This is a genomic window from Sphingomonas sp. UNC305MFCol5.2 (assembly GCF_000712135.1).
Classification (GTDB): Bacteria; Pseudomonadota; Alphaproteobacteria; order Sphingomonadales; family Sphingomonadaceae; genus Sphingomonas.
Window position 1 is genome coordinate 222,791 of sequence record NZ_JOOE01000004.1, and the last position, 14,574, is coordinate 237,364.

At 64.7% G+C, this 14,574-nt stretch carries 20 protein-coding genes; 11 read left to right on the forward strand and 9 right to left on the reverse strand.

Going from position 1 to position 14,574, the window contains the following annotated elements:
• The first annotated feature begins 87 nt into the window (after positions 1–87).
• A complete protein-coding gene (gene murI, locus BR78_RS0117150) occupies positions 88–885 on the forward strand; it encodes a glutamate racemase (RefSeq protein WP_025587065.1) in 798 nt (265 codons plus the stop codon).
• Here the strand turns inward: murI and BR78_RS21835 are convergent.
• Positions 882–1,106 (reverse strand): hypothetical protein, encoded by a 225-nt coding sequence (locus BR78_RS21835; protein WP_231478298.1) that lies wholly within the window; start codon positions 1,104–1,106, stop codon positions 882–884. The genes murI and BR78_RS21835 overlap by 4 nt on opposite strands.
• 222 nt (positions 1,107–1,328) lie before the next feature.
• Between BR78_RS21835 and hemA the strand changes: the two genes are divergently transcribed.
• A complete protein-coding gene (gene hemA, locus BR78_RS0117160) occupies positions 1,329–2,573 on the forward strand; it encodes a 5-aminolevulinate synthase (RefSeq protein ID WP_029727424.1) in 1,245 nt (414 codons plus the stop codon).
• Positions 2,574–2,577: 4 nt separating this feature from the next.
• Positions 2,578–3,183, forward strand: coding sequence for a hypothetical protein (locus BR78_RS0117165; protein ID WP_025587061.1), 606 nt, complete (start codon positions 2,578–2,580; stop codon positions 3,181–3,183).
• Here the strand turns inward: BR78_RS0117165 and BR78_RS0117170 are convergent.
• The 3 genes from BR78_RS0117170 to BR78_RS0117180 all read right to left on the reverse strand — a co-directional run bounded on the left by BR78_RS0117170 (position 3,180) and on the right by BR78_RS0117180 (position 5,534).
• On the reverse strand, positions 3,180–3,836 hold the full coding sequence (locus tag BR78_RS0117170; protein WP_025587060.1) for a class I SAM-dependent methyltransferase: 657 nt from the start codon (positions 3,834–3,836) through the stop codon (positions 3,180–3,182). The genes BR78_RS0117165 and BR78_RS0117170 overlap by 4 nt on opposite strands.
• On the reverse strand, positions 3,833–5,077 hold the full coding sequence (locus tag BR78_RS0117175) for a DUF3419 family protein (RefSeq protein ID WP_025587058.1): 1,245 nt from the start codon (positions 5,075–5,077) through the stop codon (positions 3,833–3,835). The genes BR78_RS0117170 and BR78_RS0117175 overlap by 4 nt, the downstream gene beginning before the upstream one ends.
• Before the next feature lie 187 nt (positions 5,078–5,264).
• Positions 5,265–5,534, reverse strand: a complete 270-nt coding sequence (locus BR78_RS0117180; RefSeq protein WP_025587056.1) for a hypothetical protein — start codon at positions 5,532–5,534, stop codon at positions 5,265–5,267.
• Positions 5,535–5,596: 62 nt separating this feature from the next.
• Here BR78_RS0117180 and rpiB point away from each other — a divergent pair, with 62 nt between their 5' ends.
• The 5 genes from rpiB (at position 5,597) to BR78_RS0117205 (ending at position 8,842) form a co-directional block, all read left to right on the forward strand.
• The gene (gene rpiB, locus BR78_RS0117185) at positions 5,597–6,049 is read left to right on the forward strand and encodes a ribose 5-phosphate isomerase B (protein ID WP_025587054.1); all 453 of its coding nucleotides are present in this window, start codon (positions 5,597–5,599) and stop codon (positions 6,047–6,049) included.
• On the forward strand, positions 6,046–7,356 hold the full coding sequence (gene glyA / locus BR78_RS0117190) for a serine hydroxymethyltransferase (RefSeq protein WP_025587053.1): 1,311 nt from the start codon (positions 6,046–6,048) through the stop codon (positions 7,354–7,356). The genes rpiB and glyA overlap by 4 nt, the downstream gene beginning before the upstream one ends.
• Complete coding sequence (gene nrdR / locus BR78_RS0117195; RefSeq protein WP_025587051.1) at positions 7,357–7,818, forward strand: transcriptional regulator NrdR; 462 nt, start codon at positions 7,357–7,359, stop codon at positions 7,816–7,818.
• On the forward strand, positions 7,815–8,534 hold the full coding sequence (locus tag BR78_RS0117200; protein ID WP_025587049.1) for an RNA methyltransferase: 720 nt from the start codon (positions 7,815–7,817) through the stop codon (positions 8,532–8,534). The genes nrdR and BR78_RS0117200 overlap by 4 nt, the downstream gene beginning before the upstream one ends.
• 83 nt (positions 8,535–8,617) lie before the next feature.
• Positions 8,618–8,842: a hypothetical protein gene (locus tag BR78_RS0117205; protein ID WP_025587047.1), complete on the forward strand. Its 225-nt coding sequence runs from the start codon at positions 8,618–8,620 to the stop codon at positions 8,840–8,842.
• An 11-nt stretch (positions 8,843–8,853) separates the two neighbouring features.
• On the opposite strand, the gene BR78_RS0117210 is transcribed toward BR78_RS0117205, so the two are convergent.
• Positions 8,854–9,156, reverse strand: a complete 303-nt coding sequence (locus BR78_RS0117210) for a chorismate mutase (RefSeq protein WP_025587045.1) — start codon at positions 9,154–9,156, stop codon at positions 8,854–8,856.
• Between the two features lie 210 nt (positions 9,157–9,366).
• Here BR78_RS0117210 and rpsD point away from each other — a divergent pair, with 210 nt between their 5' ends.
• Together rpsD and BR78_RS0117220 are read left to right on the forward strand one after the other, a co-directional pair.
• Complete coding sequence (rpsD, locus tag BR78_RS0117215; RefSeq protein ID WP_025587043.1) at positions 9,367–9,981, forward strand: 30S ribosomal protein S4; 615 nt, start codon at positions 9,367–9,369, stop codon at positions 9,979–9,981.
• Between the two features lie 210 nt (positions 9,982–10,191).
• Positions 10,192–10,467 (forward strand): DUF6916 family protein, encoded by a 276-nt coding sequence (locus BR78_RS0117220; RefSeq protein ID WP_029724471.1) that lies wholly within the window; start codon positions 10,192–10,194, stop codon positions 10,465–10,467.
• Here BR78_RS0117220 and BR78_RS0117225 read toward each other — a convergent pair.
• The 4 genes from BR78_RS0117225 to BR78_RS0117240 are packed head-to-tail and all read right to left on the reverse strand — an operon-like array spanning position 10,464 to position 12,533.
• A complete protein-coding gene (locus BR78_RS0117225; protein ID WP_231478299.1) occupies positions 10,464–10,955 on the reverse strand; it encodes a GNAT family N-acetyltransferase in 492 nt (163 codons plus the stop codon). The genes BR78_RS0117220 and BR78_RS0117225 overlap by 4 nt on opposite strands.
• Positions 10,956–10,975: 20 nt before the next feature.
• Positions 10,976–11,500, reverse strand: a complete 525-nt coding sequence (locus BR78_RS0117230; protein ID WP_025587038.1) for a phage tail protein — start codon at positions 11,498–11,500, stop codon at positions 10,976–10,978.
• 11 nt (positions 11,501–11,511) lie between these two features.
• Entirely contained in the window at positions 11,512–12,015 is a 504-nt protein-coding gene (locus tag BR78_RS0117235) for a phage tail protein (RefSeq protein WP_025587036.1), read from the reverse strand.
• An 11-nt stretch (positions 12,016–12,026) separates the two neighbouring features.
• A complete protein-coding gene (locus BR78_RS0117240) occupies positions 12,027–12,533 on the reverse strand; it encodes a phage tail protein (RefSeq protein WP_025587034.1) in 507 nt (168 codons plus the stop codon).
• Positions 12,534–12,942: 409 nt separating this feature from the next.
• On the opposite strand from BR78_RS0117240, the gene BR78_RS0117245 reads away from it, so the two are divergent.
• The gene (locus BR78_RS0117245; protein ID WP_029937217.1) at positions 12,943–14,571 is read left to right on the forward strand and encodes a M28 family metallopeptidase; all 1,629 of its coding nucleotides are present in this window, start codon (positions 12,943–12,945) and stop codon (positions 14,569–14,571) included.
• Positions 14,572–14,574: the final 3 nt, after the last annotated feature.

Consider the following 14,574-nt stretch of genomic DNA (forward strand, 5'->3'; position numbering starts at 1 on the left):
CCCTGACGTGATCAACATAATCGCTGTCCGGCGCGCTGCAACCTCGGCGTGGTTGACGCGCGCCGGGCGGAGCTCCATTCGCCCGGCATGGCCGACAGACGACCGATCCTGTTCTTCGATTCCGGCGTGGGCGGGCTTTCGGTGCTGGCGCCGACCACGAAGCTGCTTCCCCGTGCGCCCCTGGTCTATGTCGCCGATTCGGCTGGATTTCCCTATGGCACCCGCAGCGAGGCCGAGATCGCCGCGCGGGTGCCTGCGTTGCTCGGGCGGCTGGCGGAGCGCTACGATCCGCGGCTGATCGTGATCGCGTGCAACACCGCCTCGACGATCGCGCTACAGCATGTCCGCGCCGCGCTCGACCTGCCGATCGTCGGTACCGTCCCCGCGATCAAGCCGGCCGCCGAACTGAGCCGCACCCGCGTCATCGGCGTGCTCGGCACCGAGGCGACGGTGCGCCAACCTTATGTCGACGATCTCGCCGCCCGCTTCGCGGCCGATTGCACGGTGCTCCGCCACGGCTCCGCCGAGCTGGTCGAGATGGCGGAAGCTGCGCTGGGCGGGGACCCGCCGTCGCAGGCGTCGATTCGCGCCGCACTCGATGGCCTGTTGGCACAGGACCGCGGCGACGCGATCGACGTTATCGTCAATGCCTGCACCCATTTCCCGCTGCTGGAGGACGCGCTCGTCGCCGCCACCGGTGGAAAGATCCGCTTCATCGATGGTGGCCCGGGGATCGCCCGGCGTGTCGCGCATTTGACCGAGGGACAGCAATGGCCGGAGGTGCCTGGCCCCGGCCGCGCCGTCTTCACCGCCGCGAACGCACGGACCGGAAAGCTCGCTCCCGCGCTGGCGCGTTTCGGGCTGACCGAAATCGAGGAACTCTAAGCCTGCGCCGTGCTCATGGTCGCGGGGCTCTGCATCAAGGTGGAATAGCGCTCCGCCAGCTCGAGATGGACTCGCCGCGCGGTCGTGTCGTCTGCACGCGCAGCCCGCTCGCGCTCCTGTCGTTCGCGCCGCTGGTAATATTCCAGGTCGAGGCTGCTCATGTTGCCGTTCATATCGTCGCTCCATAGCGCAAGCGGGAGCACGAACCGTCTCTCTGCCACGGACTTGCTTGATGCCGAGTCGCCCGCGATGTCTGAATTCCTATCATTTCGCCGAGTGCCACGTGCTGATCCGGATCAGGATTCGAGCATTTTCCAATGATTTTAGAACATTTCTATCGCTTTAGCTTCGAAATGGGCATGGCGGCTGCGCATATCCCCCGCGATATTCGCTTGTGCCGGATGGCTGGAAATGCGCAGATTTTGGGGGTAGGGAGCAGGCCCATGCACACGAAGGACAGCCCTGCGCCCGCCATCGACTATTCGCGGGTCTTCAATCAGGCGATCGATCGCCTGCATGCCGAGGGCCGCTACCGCGTGTTCATCGACGTTCTGCGCAACAAGGGCGCCTATCCCAATGCGCGCTGCTTCGCGGGGCATAATGGACCCAAGCCGATCGTCGTGTGGTGCTCGAACGACTATCTGGCGATGGGCCAGCACCCCAAGGTGATCGCCGCGATGGAGGAAGCCCTTCACGACGTCGGCGCCGGATCGGGCGGCACGCGCAACATCGGCGGCAACACCCATTACCATATCGAGCTCGAGCATGAACTGGCCGACCTGCACGGCAAGGAAGGCGCACTGCTGTTCACTTCGGGCTATGTCTCGAACGAAGCGACGCTCTCGACGCTCGCCAGGCTGATGCCCGGCTGCATCGTCTATTCGGACGAATTGAACCACGCGTCCATGATCGCGGGCATCCGCAATTCGGGCTGCGAGAAGCGCGTGTTCCGCCACAACGATCTCGCGCATCTCGAGGAATTGCTCGCCGCCGATGATCCCGGCGCGCCCAAGCTGATCGCGTTCGAGAGCGTCTATTCGATGGACGCCGATATCGCGCCCATCGCCGCGATCTGCGACCTTGCCGACAAATATAACGCGCTGACCTATCTCGACGAAGTCCATGCCGTGGGCATGTACGGCGCGCGGGGCGGCGGCATCTCCGAGCGCGACGGCGTGGCGGAGCGGATCACGATCATCGAGGGGACGCTGGGCAAGGCGTTCGGCGTAATGGGCGGGTATATCGCCGCCGATCAGGTGATCATCGACGTGATCCGCAGCTATGCGCCGGGCTTCATCTTCACGACATCGCTGTCGCCGGTACTGGTCGCGGGGGCGCTGGCGAGCGTGAAGCACCTCAAGGCATCCACCACCGAACGTGAGGGGCAGCAGGAAGCAGCCGCGAAGCTCAAGGCGCTGATGACCGAGGCCGGGCTGCCGGTACTCCCCTCGACCACGCATATCGTGCCGCTGATGGTCGGCGATCCGGTCAAGGCCAAGAAGATCAGCGACGTGCTGCTCGCCGAGTATGGCGTCTACGTCCAGCCGATCAATTATCCGACGGTGCCGCGCGGCACCGAGCGGCTGCGCTTCACCCCCGGCCCCGCGCACGACGAGGCGATGATGCGCGAGCTCACGCAAGCGCTGGTCGAGATATGGGGCCGGCTGGAGCTCCGGCTGGCAGCCTGACACCTTGGCTGCGCATCCGCCCGGCCCCGAACTCACCCACGACCTCTACCTCCATATCCGCGTGATCATCAGCATCGTGCTGGGGATCGCGATCACGCGCGTGCTTTCGGGGCTGGCGAAGTTCGTCCAGCATCCGGGCAAGCTCAAGGTCTATCCGGTTCACCTGCTGTGGGCGCTGATCGTCCTGATCTCGTCGATCCATTTCTGGTGGTGGGAGTTCGGCCTGGCTGCGATCACCAGCTGGCGATTCGAATTGTTCCTGTTCGTCCTGTTCTACGCCTTCCTGTTCGCGCTGATGGCGAACATCCTGTTTCCCGACGAACTCGAGGAATATGCGGGCTATCAGGATTATTTCCAGTCGCGGCGGGGCTGGTTCTTCGGCCTGCTGATCGTGTCGATGCTCACCGACTGGTTCGACAGCGCGATCAAAGGGCATGCCTATCTGGCGAGCTTCGGCATCGAATATCCCGTGCGGATCGTGGCGACCATCGCGCTGGCGCTGACGGCGATGCGCACCCGCAACGCCCGCTTCCACCTTGTCTTCGCGCTGGCCTACCTCGTTTATTATGTCTCGTGGATCATTCGCGTCTATGATCCGGGGCGCGGCTAGGGCCGGCCGAGCACGGCGCTCCACGCATAGCCGCGATATAGAGGGGTGAATTGGAGGGTGAGCCCGCGCGCCTCGGCCACGCGCCTGAGCACGGCAGGCAATTCGCGGCGCGGATAGACGTGGAAGTCGTTGAGCGACTTGAAGTGGAGCCGCTTCACCAGGGCGGGCAGCCGCTCATATTGGCCAAAGTCTACGATGTGGAGCCCGCCGCCCGGCGCGAGGCTCGCCGCGCTCCGCTCGATCGCTTCCTGCCAGGGCGGGATCATCGACAGCGTGTAGCTCATGAAGATCCGGTCGACCTTCTCCATCCCGAACAGTCGCTCGGTATCGAAATTGCCGGCGTCGCCCTGCGCGAGCGTTATCCGATCGGACAGGCCGGTGCGCGCGACCGACTTGCGGGCGGTCTCGAGCATCGCCTCGCTGATATCGAAGCCGTGGAAGCGTGCGTCGGGCCAGGTCTTCGCCGCGACGATGAGATTGCGCGCGGTGCCGCAGCCGACTTCGACCACCGTTCCGCCCGGCGACGGCGCGAGACTGCGGATCAGCTGGTCGCGTCCCAACAGGTAGAATTTGCGCGTGAGGTCGTAGAAGTGGCGATGGAGCGAATAGACATCATCCATCAGCGCCTTTTGTTCGCTTGCCACCGCGGTCATGCGTGCGGCTTCAGCGTCCAGAGGTGCGTCGCGCCATAGACCGACGAGCGATCGCGCCGCGTCCAGTCGTCGCGCTTGGCGGCATCGGCATATTCCCACTGGTCGAGGATCGTCGCGGGAACATGGCCGGCGACCACGTCGGGCGCCGCCGCAGTGCGATAGAGCACGCGCGCGCCGGGTTTGGCGGTGCGCGTGATCTCGCTCCAGATCCGGGTGAGCTGCGCGTCGGTCATCCAGTCCTGTGCGTCGAGCAATATGTAGCGGTCGAGCGACTGCGCCGGCATGTTTTCCAGATAGTCGGCATAGTTGGTGTGCCGGATCTCGACGCGATCGGCGCGCGCACGGACCGCGTCATAGTGCGCCTTCTGCAGATAGGGCGGCAGCGGCGCGTCTTCATGCTTGCCATAGCCGCGGCCGAACGCCTGCCAGGCGTAGAAATTATCCTTGATGTCGAAATCGCAGGCGAGCTTGCGCAGCCGGCTCTTGAGCGCACCGGTGATGCCCTGCGCGTCGTCGACCTTGAGCAGGTCGTACTGTGCGGGCGGGATGCCGAAGCCGAACAAAGCGGCGGGCTGATCGACCAGCCAGCGCAGAAACTTCTTCTCGAAGAAAGGGGCGTAGCGCGTCTCGAAGATCGCGCGCTGCTCCTCGATCGTCTGCGCCTTCAGAATCTCGCGCGGGTCGATCCGGTAGAGCCGCCCGAGGAAATGGACGAAGCCGATCAGATTGCCGAGCAGCCCGCGGCGATAAAAGCCCGTGGCAAAGCCCGAGATCCGGCGGCGGCCGCTCAGGTCACGGCCTTCCCAATAAGCGCGGGTCGTTTCATCGAGATGCGGGCGCAAATGGCGTTCGTACAGCGCAATATTCTCGGTGCGATCGGCATCGGCGAAGAACGCGCGGAAGCTGGCGTAGTCGGGAAGATGCAGCGCCGCCGCCTGCTTAAGCTTGTTGAGCGCGATGTGCGCGGGATTGAGATCGACCGCGGTGATTCGCTTCGGATCGGCGGTCAAATAGGAGAAGGCGTTGCAGCCGCCCGACGCGATCGTCACGACATGGCTGTCGGGAGTGATCTCCAGCGCCTCCATGTCGACAACCGGATCTTCCCAGATCTGGGCGTAGACGAGGCCGCGAAAGGCGAAAGTGAAGGCGCGTTCGAGCAGGCCCTCCTTGCTCAGATGCTCGTGGCGATGCACCGCACCGCGTACGGCGCCGTTCTTCGGCGTCTTGGCAAGAGTTCCCATGGCCGGACTCCAGATGTGCGCTGCCCGGACCGCCGGGCGAGGTCGCGCCCTGCTAGCCGGGACATGTGACATCCGCCGGTCAGTCAGGTCACCGTTTCGTGACGCCCTCGCCCGGTGCCTGGGTCGCGGCCGCGGTCGAAGGCCGTGCGCGGCGGCACCGGCTCCGCCCGCCGCCGCGTACGAGCGCCTAGCGGGTTGTGTTGTCGATCGCGTTGCCAGTGTCGCGGGCGCCTTTTGCAACCGTGTCGCCGACATCGTCCGCGGTGTTCTCGATGGCGCGACCTGCGCGGTCGGCACCGTTCTCGATCATGTCGCCGGTCCTGGCGGCGGCGTTCTCCAGGCTGTCGCCGGTATTCTCGACGGCGCTGGTCAGATTATCTTGTGTGCCTTCTGAGCATGCACCTAGGGCCAGGCCAAAAGCGAGCGCGGGCGCAAAAACGAGAATTGATTTACGCATTTCGGTCTCCAGGGGTTGTCTCAGTCTAGCCAGCACAGGTCCGAGGGCGTAGGGAGCGCGGCATGCCGCGCCGTATCGCCATCGCCTCGGATCATGCCGCCTTCGTCATGAAATCGGAACTCGCCATATGGTTGCGTGACGAGGGGCACGAAGTGCTCGATCTCGGCCCCGCCAACACCGACAGCGTCGATTATCCCGATTACGGCTATGCACTCGCCCGCGCGATCGAGCAGGGTGAGGCGGAGGCCGGCGTGGCGTTGTGCGGATCGGGGATCGGTATCTCGATCGCCGTCAATCGCAATCCCGCCGCGCGTTGCGCACTGGTTTCAGAGCCGCTCTCGGCGAGCCTTGCGCGCCAGCATAACGATGCCAATGTCGTGGCCCTGGGCGCGCGGCTGATCGGCCTCGAAATGGCGAAGGCTTGCGTCTCCGCCTTCCTCGAAACCGAATTCCTCGGCGATCGCCACCAGCGCCGCGTCGATAAACTCAGCGCACCGACAAGGAGCCCAGTATGAGTACCAACCCCCAGACGGCAGGGCTCCAGCCCGACGGCTTCTTCACCAAGGGCCTTTCCGAAGCCGATCCGGCGATCTTCGCCGGCGTCCGCCACGAACTCGATCGCGAGCAGCACCAGATCGAGTTGATCGCCAGCGAGAACATCGTCTCGAAGGCGGTGCTCGAGGCGCAGGGTTCGGTGTTCACCAACAAGTACGCGGAGGGTTATCCCGGCAAGCGTTACTATCAGGGCTGCCATCCTTCGGACGAAGTCGAGCAGCTGGCGATCGACCGCGCCAGGCAATTGTTCGGTTGCGATTTCGCCAACGTCCAGCCGCATTCGGGCGCGCAGGCCAACGGCGCGGTGATGCTGGCGCTTACCAAGCCGGGCGATACGATCATGGGGCTCAGCCTCGATTCGGGCGGGCACCTCACCCATGGCGCGCGTGCGGCGATGAGCGGCAAGTGGTTCAACGCGATCCAGTACGGCGTGCATCCCGATACGCATTTGATCGATTTCGACGAGGTCGAGGCCAAGGCCAAGGAGCACAAGCCGAAGCTGATCATCGCGGGCGGCTCGGCCTATCCGCGGATCATCGATTTCGCCCGCTTCCGCGCAATCGCCGACGAAGTCGGCGCGATCTTCATGGTCGACATGGCGCACTTCGCGGGCCTGGTCGCCGGCGGCGTCCACCCCACCCCGTTCGGCCACGCCCATGTCGTGACGACAACCACGCACAAGACGTTGCGCGGTCCGCGTGGCGGCGCGGTGTTCACCAATGACGAGGCGATCGCCAAGAAGATCAACTCGGCGGTGTTTCCCGGGCTCCAGGGCGGCCCGCTGATGCACGTGATCGCAGCCAAGGCAGTCGCGTTCGGCGAGGCGCTGCGTCCCGACTTCAAGAGCTATGCCGCGGCGATCGTCGAGAATGCCAAGGTGCTGGCGGCGACGCTCAACGAGCGCGGCGCCAACCTCGTCTCGGGCGGCACCGACACGCATCTTGCTCTGGTCGACCTCACACCGCTGGGCGTGACCGGCAAGGACGCCGACGAGGCACTCGAGCGCGCCGCGATCACCTGCAACAAGAACGGCATTCCCAACGATCCGCTGCCCCCGGTCAAGACCAGCGGCATCCGCGTCGGCTCGCCCGCCGGCACCACGCGCGGCTTCGGCCCGGCCGAGTTCCGCGAGATCGGCAACATGGTCGCCGATGTGCTCGAAGGGCTGCGCAAGAATGGCGAGCAGGGCGATGCGCAGATCGAAGCGAATGTCCGCGAGCGCGTCCGCGCTTTGTGCGAGCGCTTCCCCATCTATCCGGAGCTGTAATTGCGCTGCCCGTTCTGCGGAAATGAAGACAGCCAGGTGAAGGACAGCCGCCCCACCGAAGACGGGGCGGCGATCCGGCGGCGGCGGCAGTGCGAGGCATGCGCCGCGCGTTTCACTACGTTCGAACGCATCCAGCTGCGCGACCTGACGGTGGTGAAGAACCAGGACCGCCGTGAGCCGTTCGAGCGCGACAAGCTCATCCGCTCGGTCACGCTCGCCGCGCGCAAGCGTCCCGTCACCTCGGCGCAGATCGAGCGGCTGGTATCGGGCATCCAGCGCCAGCTCGAGACGCAGGGCGACAGCGAGATTCCCTCGCAGCGGATCGGCGAGATGGTGATGGACGGGCTGAAGGGCCTGGATTCAGTCGCCTATATCCGCTTTGCCAGCGTCTATAAGGACTTCCGCGAGGCGAAGGACTTCGAGGAATTCGCCGGCAATGTCAGCGAGGTGGGGAAGGGGTGAACCCCGTCATCGTCCTCGTGCGCCCGCAATTGGGCGAGAATATCGGCAAGGCGGCACGCGCGATGCTCAATTTCGGGCTGACCGAGATGCGCCTAGTGGCGCCGCGGGACGGCTGGCCCAATCCGTCGGCGGGTCCGGCAGCCAGCGGCGCCGACATCGTCCTCGAAAAGGCTCAGGTGTTCGGCAGCGTCGCCGAAGCGGTGGCCGATTGCGGCCAGGTTTATGCCACCACGGTGCGCAAGCGCGGGGTCACCAAGCCGGTGGTCACGCCCGAAGCGGCGGCACGCGCGATCCGTTCGGCCGCCGGGCGTTCGGCGATCCTGTTCGGGCCCGAGCGTTCGGGACTGGAAACCGACGATATCGCGCTCGCGCGGACGATCATCACCGTGCCGATCAACCCCGAATTCGGCTCGTTGAACCTCGCCCAGGCGGTGATCCTCGTCGCTTATGAATGGTCTAAGGGGGCTAGCCTCGCCAGCCCGCCCGCCACCGATATCGATCCGCCGGCGCCGCAGGACGAGCTGGAAGGGATGATCGGCCAGCTCGACGCCATGCTCGAGGGATCGGGCTATTACTTCCCGCCTGCTCGCGTGCCCACCACGCGACGGACGCTTCGCACGCTGCTGACCAAGCCGGGCTGGACCTCGCAGGAAGTCCGCACGATGCGCGGCGTGCTGTCGGCGCTCGCCGGGCGCAAGCTGTATCGCGACCGATGAGCCCTCCGGCTTTGCAGGATCGCGTCTGCGCGTCTAGAAGTTGCGCATGCGCCGACTCTGAGGTGCTTCCGGAGAGTTATTGAATGTTCACGAGCTTTTTCGCGCTGACCTTCGCCGCCGCGCTTCAGAATGCCCCTGCGCCGGAAGCCGCCAAGCCGGCCGCAGAGAAGAAGATCTGCAAGTCGGTGCCTGCAGTCAACTCACGGCTCGGCCACAAGCGCGTCTGCATGACCGCATCGCAGGCGAAGCTCGAAGAGGAGCGCGCCCGCGGCGAAGCCGAGCGCGCTACCCCTCCCGCCGGGCTCTGACTGCCGGCGGCTCAGCGCCGATCGAACGCTTCCAACTCGTACGCGATCGACGCTTCGACCAGCTGGTCCCAGAATTCGCCTACCGGCGCCTCGGGGATACCGGCGGCACGGGCGCTTGCGCGCGCGTTGGCGATGACCTGTGCCTTGCGCGCCTCATCGCGGACATGGCTGCGTTCGGGCTTGATGCGGGCGGCCGCATCCATGTAACCGAAGCGGCGCGCGAGCAAAGCGACCAGCGCGCGGTCGACCGCGTCGACTCCGGCGCGCACCTCGGCCATCGTCGTGCAGGCTTCGGGATCGAGAGTGTCTTGCATGCCCGACCCTTGGCGGGTGCCCACGCGCCTGTCCAGCTTGACTCGCCGGCACATGGCGGCTAACCGCGCGCCTTCGCAATGGCCCCGCACCCCGGTGAAGCGGTGGCCCTGCCCTCCCCACAAGGAATCAGCAGGCGGATACCGGGACCAACCCCGCGTTCCCGACAGGGAGAGCGGATTACGTCATTCTGTGATTGCAAAGGATTAGATATGTCGAAGCGCTCCAGCGCCAAGCACAAGCTCGACCGCCGGATGGGCGAAAACATCTGGGGTCGCCCGAAGAGCCCGGTCAACAAGCGTGAATACGGCCCCGGCCAGCACGGCCAGCGCCGCAAGGGCAAGATGTCGGACTTCGGCATCCAGCTTCGCGCCAAGCAGAAGCTCAAGGGCTATTACGGCGACATCACCGAGAAGCAGTTCAAGAAGTCGTACGAGGACGCGTCGCGCATGAAGGGCGATACCGGTCAGAACCTGATCGGCCTGCTCGAGATGCGCCTCGACATGATCGTCTATCGCGCCAAGTTCGCGCCGACGATCTTTGCCGCGCGCCAGCTGGTTAACCATGGCCATGTCCGCGTCGATGGCGAGAAGTGCAACATCGGTTCGCGCCGCATCAAGCCTGGCCAGGTCGTCTCGCTTTCGTCGAAGGCGCAGGAAATGGCGCTGGTGATGGAGGCGCAGAGCCTCTCCGAGCGCGACATTCCCGATTATGTCGTTCCGGAAGGCGCGTCGAAGATCACCTTCACGCGCGTGCCCACGCTCGACGAAGTGCCCTATCCGGTGCGCATGGAGCCGAACCTCGTCGTCGAGTTCTACTCGCGCTGATCCGGCTTCCCATCTGGGAACGAAGAGGGGCGGTCCTTCGGGGCCGCCCTTTTTCTATGGCGTCAGGGTAATGGCAGATTCGGAGGGTGGCCCTCAGGCCGGACTTGCAGGGGCGAGACCGCGCTGCCAAACTCGGCTTCGGTCTTATTCGTCAGGATGCCGTATGCGCTTCGTTTCGATTGCCGCCATTTCGGCGACCCGGCAAGCCGCATGAGCGGTCCTCGCCTCTCCGACTTCGTGGCGGGCACCGTCTATGACGTGCAGGCGGCGGATGCGACCTATCCGCTCACGCTCGACAAGGGGCAGGCACTATCCGATTCAGGGCGTGAGAACGGATCGTTCCGGCTCGAATTCCTCGGGCCCGTCGATCCGATCCTGCCGCAGGCGACCTATCGTTTCGCCGGCGGAGAAGAGGATCACGACATCTTCATCGTGCCCATCGCCCGCGATGCCGGCGGCGTACGGTATGAGGCGATCTTCTACTAGCCTGCGGCGCGCCATTCCCAGAGGTCATAAGCGCCCCGATCGCCATCCACGATCGTGAATCCGAGCCGCGCATAGAGCGTTCGCGCGGGATTGTTCTTCTCGACATGGATCGTGACGCTCTTGCCCAGCGGGGCGGCCTGGGCGAACACGTCGCGCACCAATGCCGCGCCGATACCCTGGCGCCGCGCCGCGGGCATCAGCGAGATATCGACGATCCGGATTTCGCCGGGCATGGCGTACAGATAGAGCCGCCCGATCGCCGCGCCGCCGCGCTCGACGATCATCGCCTGCATGCCCTGATAATGTTGCTCGTAATGTGCGTGCTGCGCGGCGTGCTGTTGCGCGAGGAATGCCTGCTTGGTCTCGGCAGGCCAAGGTACCGGCGCCAGCTCCTCGGCGCGCGTCGAGGCATAGAGCGCCGCAGTGAAGGGCAGGTCCGCGTCCGACATCGGCCGCAGCACAACCTTCAGCGCGGCAACCTCGCGCACCGGCAATGGCATGGCGGACGTCAGGGGCGCGCCGGGAACACGCCCTGAAGCGCAATGCAGAAAGACAAAGTGAGATAGGGCATCATGTTGTTGTGCGGCAAACCGCCGCCGGCGGGGCCGAGTGCTTGCGGCGCCGCCATCTGAACCAACGGAGTCAGCGTGGTCGAATAGACGAAGAGGTTGGAGCGACCCAGCACGTTGTTCGTCGGATCGTTCGACTCCGCCGGATCGCCGCTCGCGGTCATCAAAGAGTGATTGTGCCCCGGAATCTCGCTCTGGAGCAGAGTCACGTTCTCGGAACCGCCCGTCTGACCGAGATCATACAAAGACAGGCCGGGCCCCTGACCCGGATGCATCGGCACCGAACCTTCGAGATCCGGAAGCGCGAACGTGCTCTTGCCGTCGCCGCCATAGGTGGTGCCGAGCAGCGAAAAGAGCGCCGTATTCTGCGAAATCGGCAGGAGCTGCCCATTGCAAAACGCCCAGCCCGTCGGCGGGAAGTTGAATGGGAAAACCCGGATTTCGGCAACGAACGGATCGGCCAAGGCACGGCTCCTCAGGTTTGGCTGGGGTAGATCCCGAACAGCGAGATGATGAAGTCGACGCAAAGATAGGGCTGGATGTTGGTATGCGGCTGCGTGCCGCCGACCGGTGAAATTGATTGGGCGTTCAGCGGATCGCCGGCCTGGGCATTGACGAACGCGTCGATCGAAGTGGATTTGCCGATCACCGAATTCGTCGGCGTCGGCGAGGTGGCCGTGTTCGTCGACCCGAACATGGTATGGGTGTGGTTCGGGATCTGCTGGGTCGTCAGCGTGACTTCCTCGACGCCGCCGGTCTCCGCCAGAATGAAGCCGTTCCCCTGGTGCAGCGGAACGCGCCCGCGCAGGTCGGGCAGAGCGAAGGTGGACTGGCCATCACCGCCATAGCTGGTGCCGATCAGCTGAAACAGCGTCTCGTTCTCCGAGATCGCCAGGAGCTGACCTTCGCAGAACATCCAGCCATTGGGCGGGAAATTGCCCGCGAACATCCGGATTTCACCGACATAAGGTTGTGCCATCGGCTGGTTCCTCAGTTCTGCGAGGGGAAGATGCCCTGGAGCGCGATGCACCAGTTCAGCGTCAGGAAGGGCTGCATGTTCAGGTGTGCCTGGCTACCGCCCACGCTGCTGACCGCACTGGGCGCGAGCGCTGCCAGCCCCGCCGGACCCGTATAGAAGTCGTTCGGTGGCGAGCCGGAAAGGAGCGTGGTGTTGGCGGGGATGTTGACGGTGGCGTTCGCCGAGGTCGCCTGGAGAAAGTGGAAGTGCGTCGGCAATTCGTTGATGGTGAGCGTATGCGCCTGCTGCCCGCCCGCTTCGCCGAGCGTATGACCGTTGCCGCTGTGGATCGGCGCACGGCCCCGCAGGTCAGGCAAGGCGAAGGTCGTCTGACCATTGCCGCCATAAGTGGTGCCCAGCAGCGCGAACAGCGCCTGGTTCTGGTTGATTGGAAGAAATTGCCCGTTGCACAACGCCCAACCCTTGGGCGCGAAGCTAAAGGAAAAAAGCCTCAGCTCCGACAAATACGGTTCAGCCATGCCCGATTCTCCCCCGATGGCTTATGATTTACCCACGAAACGAAATTGGCAAGTCCTATTCTTCAAGGTCGTGCATCGACACCAAAGGATGATGCGTAATAGCTGCGTAAGATCAGTGTACTTTCGATGACAACTGCGCTGCAGCATAATCGAGGGGAAGGGCCAGTTGTCCCGATTTTGTGTCCGCCTCGATGCTGACGAAAGCCGATTTTACCGTTGGTTAGACCGACAAGTACCGCCGAAAACCTGGTTGCCGACAATCCTGCTCACCCGACGCCAAGCCGGTGAAGCGGCGGCCGCTGCGGGAAAGTTGCCCACGGGACCGACCCGGGCCGGGGCCCTGCCGCAACGCTTGCCGGTACCTCGGCGCGCTGTCACACTCGCGCCAATCCCATCGCCAGGAGTTTTCATGCGCCTCGCTCTTTCCGCCATTCTCTTGCTCGCCAGCACCTCCGCGGCAGCGCAGACGGCGCCGCAGATCTCGGTCGACACGCTGAAGCAAGTGACCGAACGGCTTTCGTCCGACGAATTCGAAGGCCGCGCGCCGGCGACTGCGGGCGAGGAGAAGACGCTCGCTTATCTGGTCGAGCGCTTCCAGAAGGCCGGGCTCAAGCCCGGCAACAAGGGCAGCTGGTTCCAGGATGTGCCGCTGGTCGAGATCACTTCGCAGAACGTCACGCCGCTCAGCTTCACGGGGGGCAAGACGCCGGTCAGTCTCGACTATCGCAAGGACGTGGTCATCGCGACCTATCAGGTCACGCCGAAGACCGTCGTCAAGGACAGCGACGTCGTGTTCGTCGGCTATGGCATCAATGCCCCCGAGCGCGGCTGGAACGACTATGCCGGCGTGGACGTGAAGGGGAAGACCGTGGTCATTCTCGTCAACGATCCCGACTGGCAGACGCAGGAGCTCAAGGGCGAATTCGGCGGCCGGGCGATGACCTATTACGGCCGCTGGACCTACAAATATGAGGAAGCCGCGCGGCAGGGCGCCGCCGCGGCGATCATCGTCCATGATACCGAGCCCGCCGCTTATGGCTGGGGCGTGGTGCAATCCTCGTGGACCGGGCCGCAGCTCGAGCAGGACACGCCGGGCGATCACATGGACCAGTCGAAGGCGATCGGCTGGATCCAGCAGGATGCCGCCAAAGCGCTCTTCGCCAGCGCCGGCAAGGATTATGCGGCTTTGCTGGAGGCGGCGAAGCACAAGGGCTTCAAGGCGGTGCCGTTGGGCGTCAAGGCGCAAGTGTCGTTCGACAACACCATCCGGCGGCAGGCATCGAAGAACGTCGTCGGCATCTTGCCCGGCAGCGAGCGGCCCGACGAGTATGTGCTCTATTCGGCGCATTGGGATCATCTCGGCCGCTGCGACGCAGTCAACGGCGACGACATCTGCAACGGCGCGCTCGACAATGCTTCGGGCACCGCTTCGCTGATCGCGCTCGCCGAGGCGCACGCCAAAGTGGGGCCGGCGAAGCGCAGCCTCGTCTTCCTCGCGGTCACGGCCGAGGAATCGGGGCTGCTCGGTTCCAAATTCTATGCGGAGAACCCGGTCTTCCCGCTCGCCCGGACGGTGGGCGGCGTGAACATGGACGGCGTCAACAATGTCGGCCGCGCGAAGGACTTCGTGCTGGTCGGGGTCGGCAAATCCGAGCTCGAGGACCTGGTGAAGCCGTTCGTGGCGGCGCAGGACCGGGTGATCGTCCCCGAGCCCACTCCCGAGCGCGGCTATTATTATCGTTCGGACCATTTCAGCTTCGCCAAATTGGGCGTGCCGATGCTCTACGGCGAAAGCGGCGAGGACCTGCGCGTCGGCGGCAAGGAAGCGGGCAAGAAGGCGGCGGACGACTATACCGAGCACCGCTATCACAAGCCGCAGGACCAATATGATCCGAGCTGGAACTGGGACGGCGCGCTGGAGGATCTGAGGATCTTCTATGGCCTGGGCCGGCAGCTCGCCGAGGGTACGACCTGGCCCAACTGGTATCCGACCGCCGAATTCCGCGCGATCCGAGACAAGAGCCGCGCGGGGAAGTAAGAG

Bases quoted from the DNA above. Each gene is read 5' to 3' on its own strand.
- BR78_RS0117245 (WP_029937217.1), top strand. From the start codon at position 12,943: ATGCGCCTCGCTCTTTCCGCCATTCTCTTGCTCGCCAGCACCTCCGCG.
- BR78_RS0117210 (WP_025587045.1), bottom strand. From the start codon at position 9,156: ATGCAAGACACTCTCGATCCCGAAGCCTGCACGACGATGGCCGAGGTG.
- hemA (WP_029727424.1), top strand. From the start codon at position 1,329: ATGCACACGAAGGACAGCCCTGCGCCCGCCATCGACTATTCGCGGGTC.
- glyA (WP_025587053.1), top strand. From the start codon at position 6,046: ATGAGTACCAACCCCCAGACGGCAGGGCTCCAGCCCGACGGCTTCTTC.
- BR78_RS0117175 (WP_025587058.1), bottom strand. From the start codon at position 5,077: ATGGGAACTCTTGCCAAGACGCCGAAGAACGGCGCCGTACGCGGTGCG.
- BR78_RS0117235 (WP_025587036.1), bottom strand. From the start codon at position 12,015: ATGGCACAACCTTATGTCGGTGAAATCCGGATGTTCGCGGGCAATTTC.
- BR78_RS0117170 (WP_025587060.1), bottom strand. From the start codon at position 3,836: ATGACCGCGGTGGCAAGCGAACAAAAGGCGCTGATGGATGATGTCTAT.
- BR78_RS0117220 (WP_029724471.1), top strand. From the start codon at position 10,192: ATGAGCGGTCCTCGCCTCTCCGACTTCGTGGCGGGCACCGTCTATGAC.
- murI (WP_025587065.1), top strand. From the start codon at position 88: ATGGCCGACAGACGACCGATCCTGTTCTTCGATTCCGGCGTGGGCGGG.
- BR78_RS0117240 (WP_025587034.1), bottom strand. From the start codon at position 12,533: ATGGCTGAACCGTATTTGTCGGAGCTGAGGCTTTTTTCCTTTAGCTTC.
- rpsD (WP_025587043.1), top strand. From the start codon at position 9,367: ATGTCGAAGCGCTCCAGCGCCAAGCACAAGCTCGACCGCCGGATGGGC.
- BR78_RS0117180 (WP_025587056.1), bottom strand. From the start codon at position 5,534: ATGCGTAAATCAATTCTCGTTTTTGCGCCCGCGCTCGCTTTTGGCCTG.
- BR78_RS0117205 (WP_025587047.1), top strand. From the start codon at position 8,618: ATGTTCACGAGCTTTTTCGCGCTGACCTTCGCCGCCGCGCTTCAGAAT.
- rpiB (WP_025587054.1), top strand. From the start codon at position 5,597: ATGCCGCGCCGTATCGCCATCGCCTCGGATCATGCCGCCTTCGTCATG.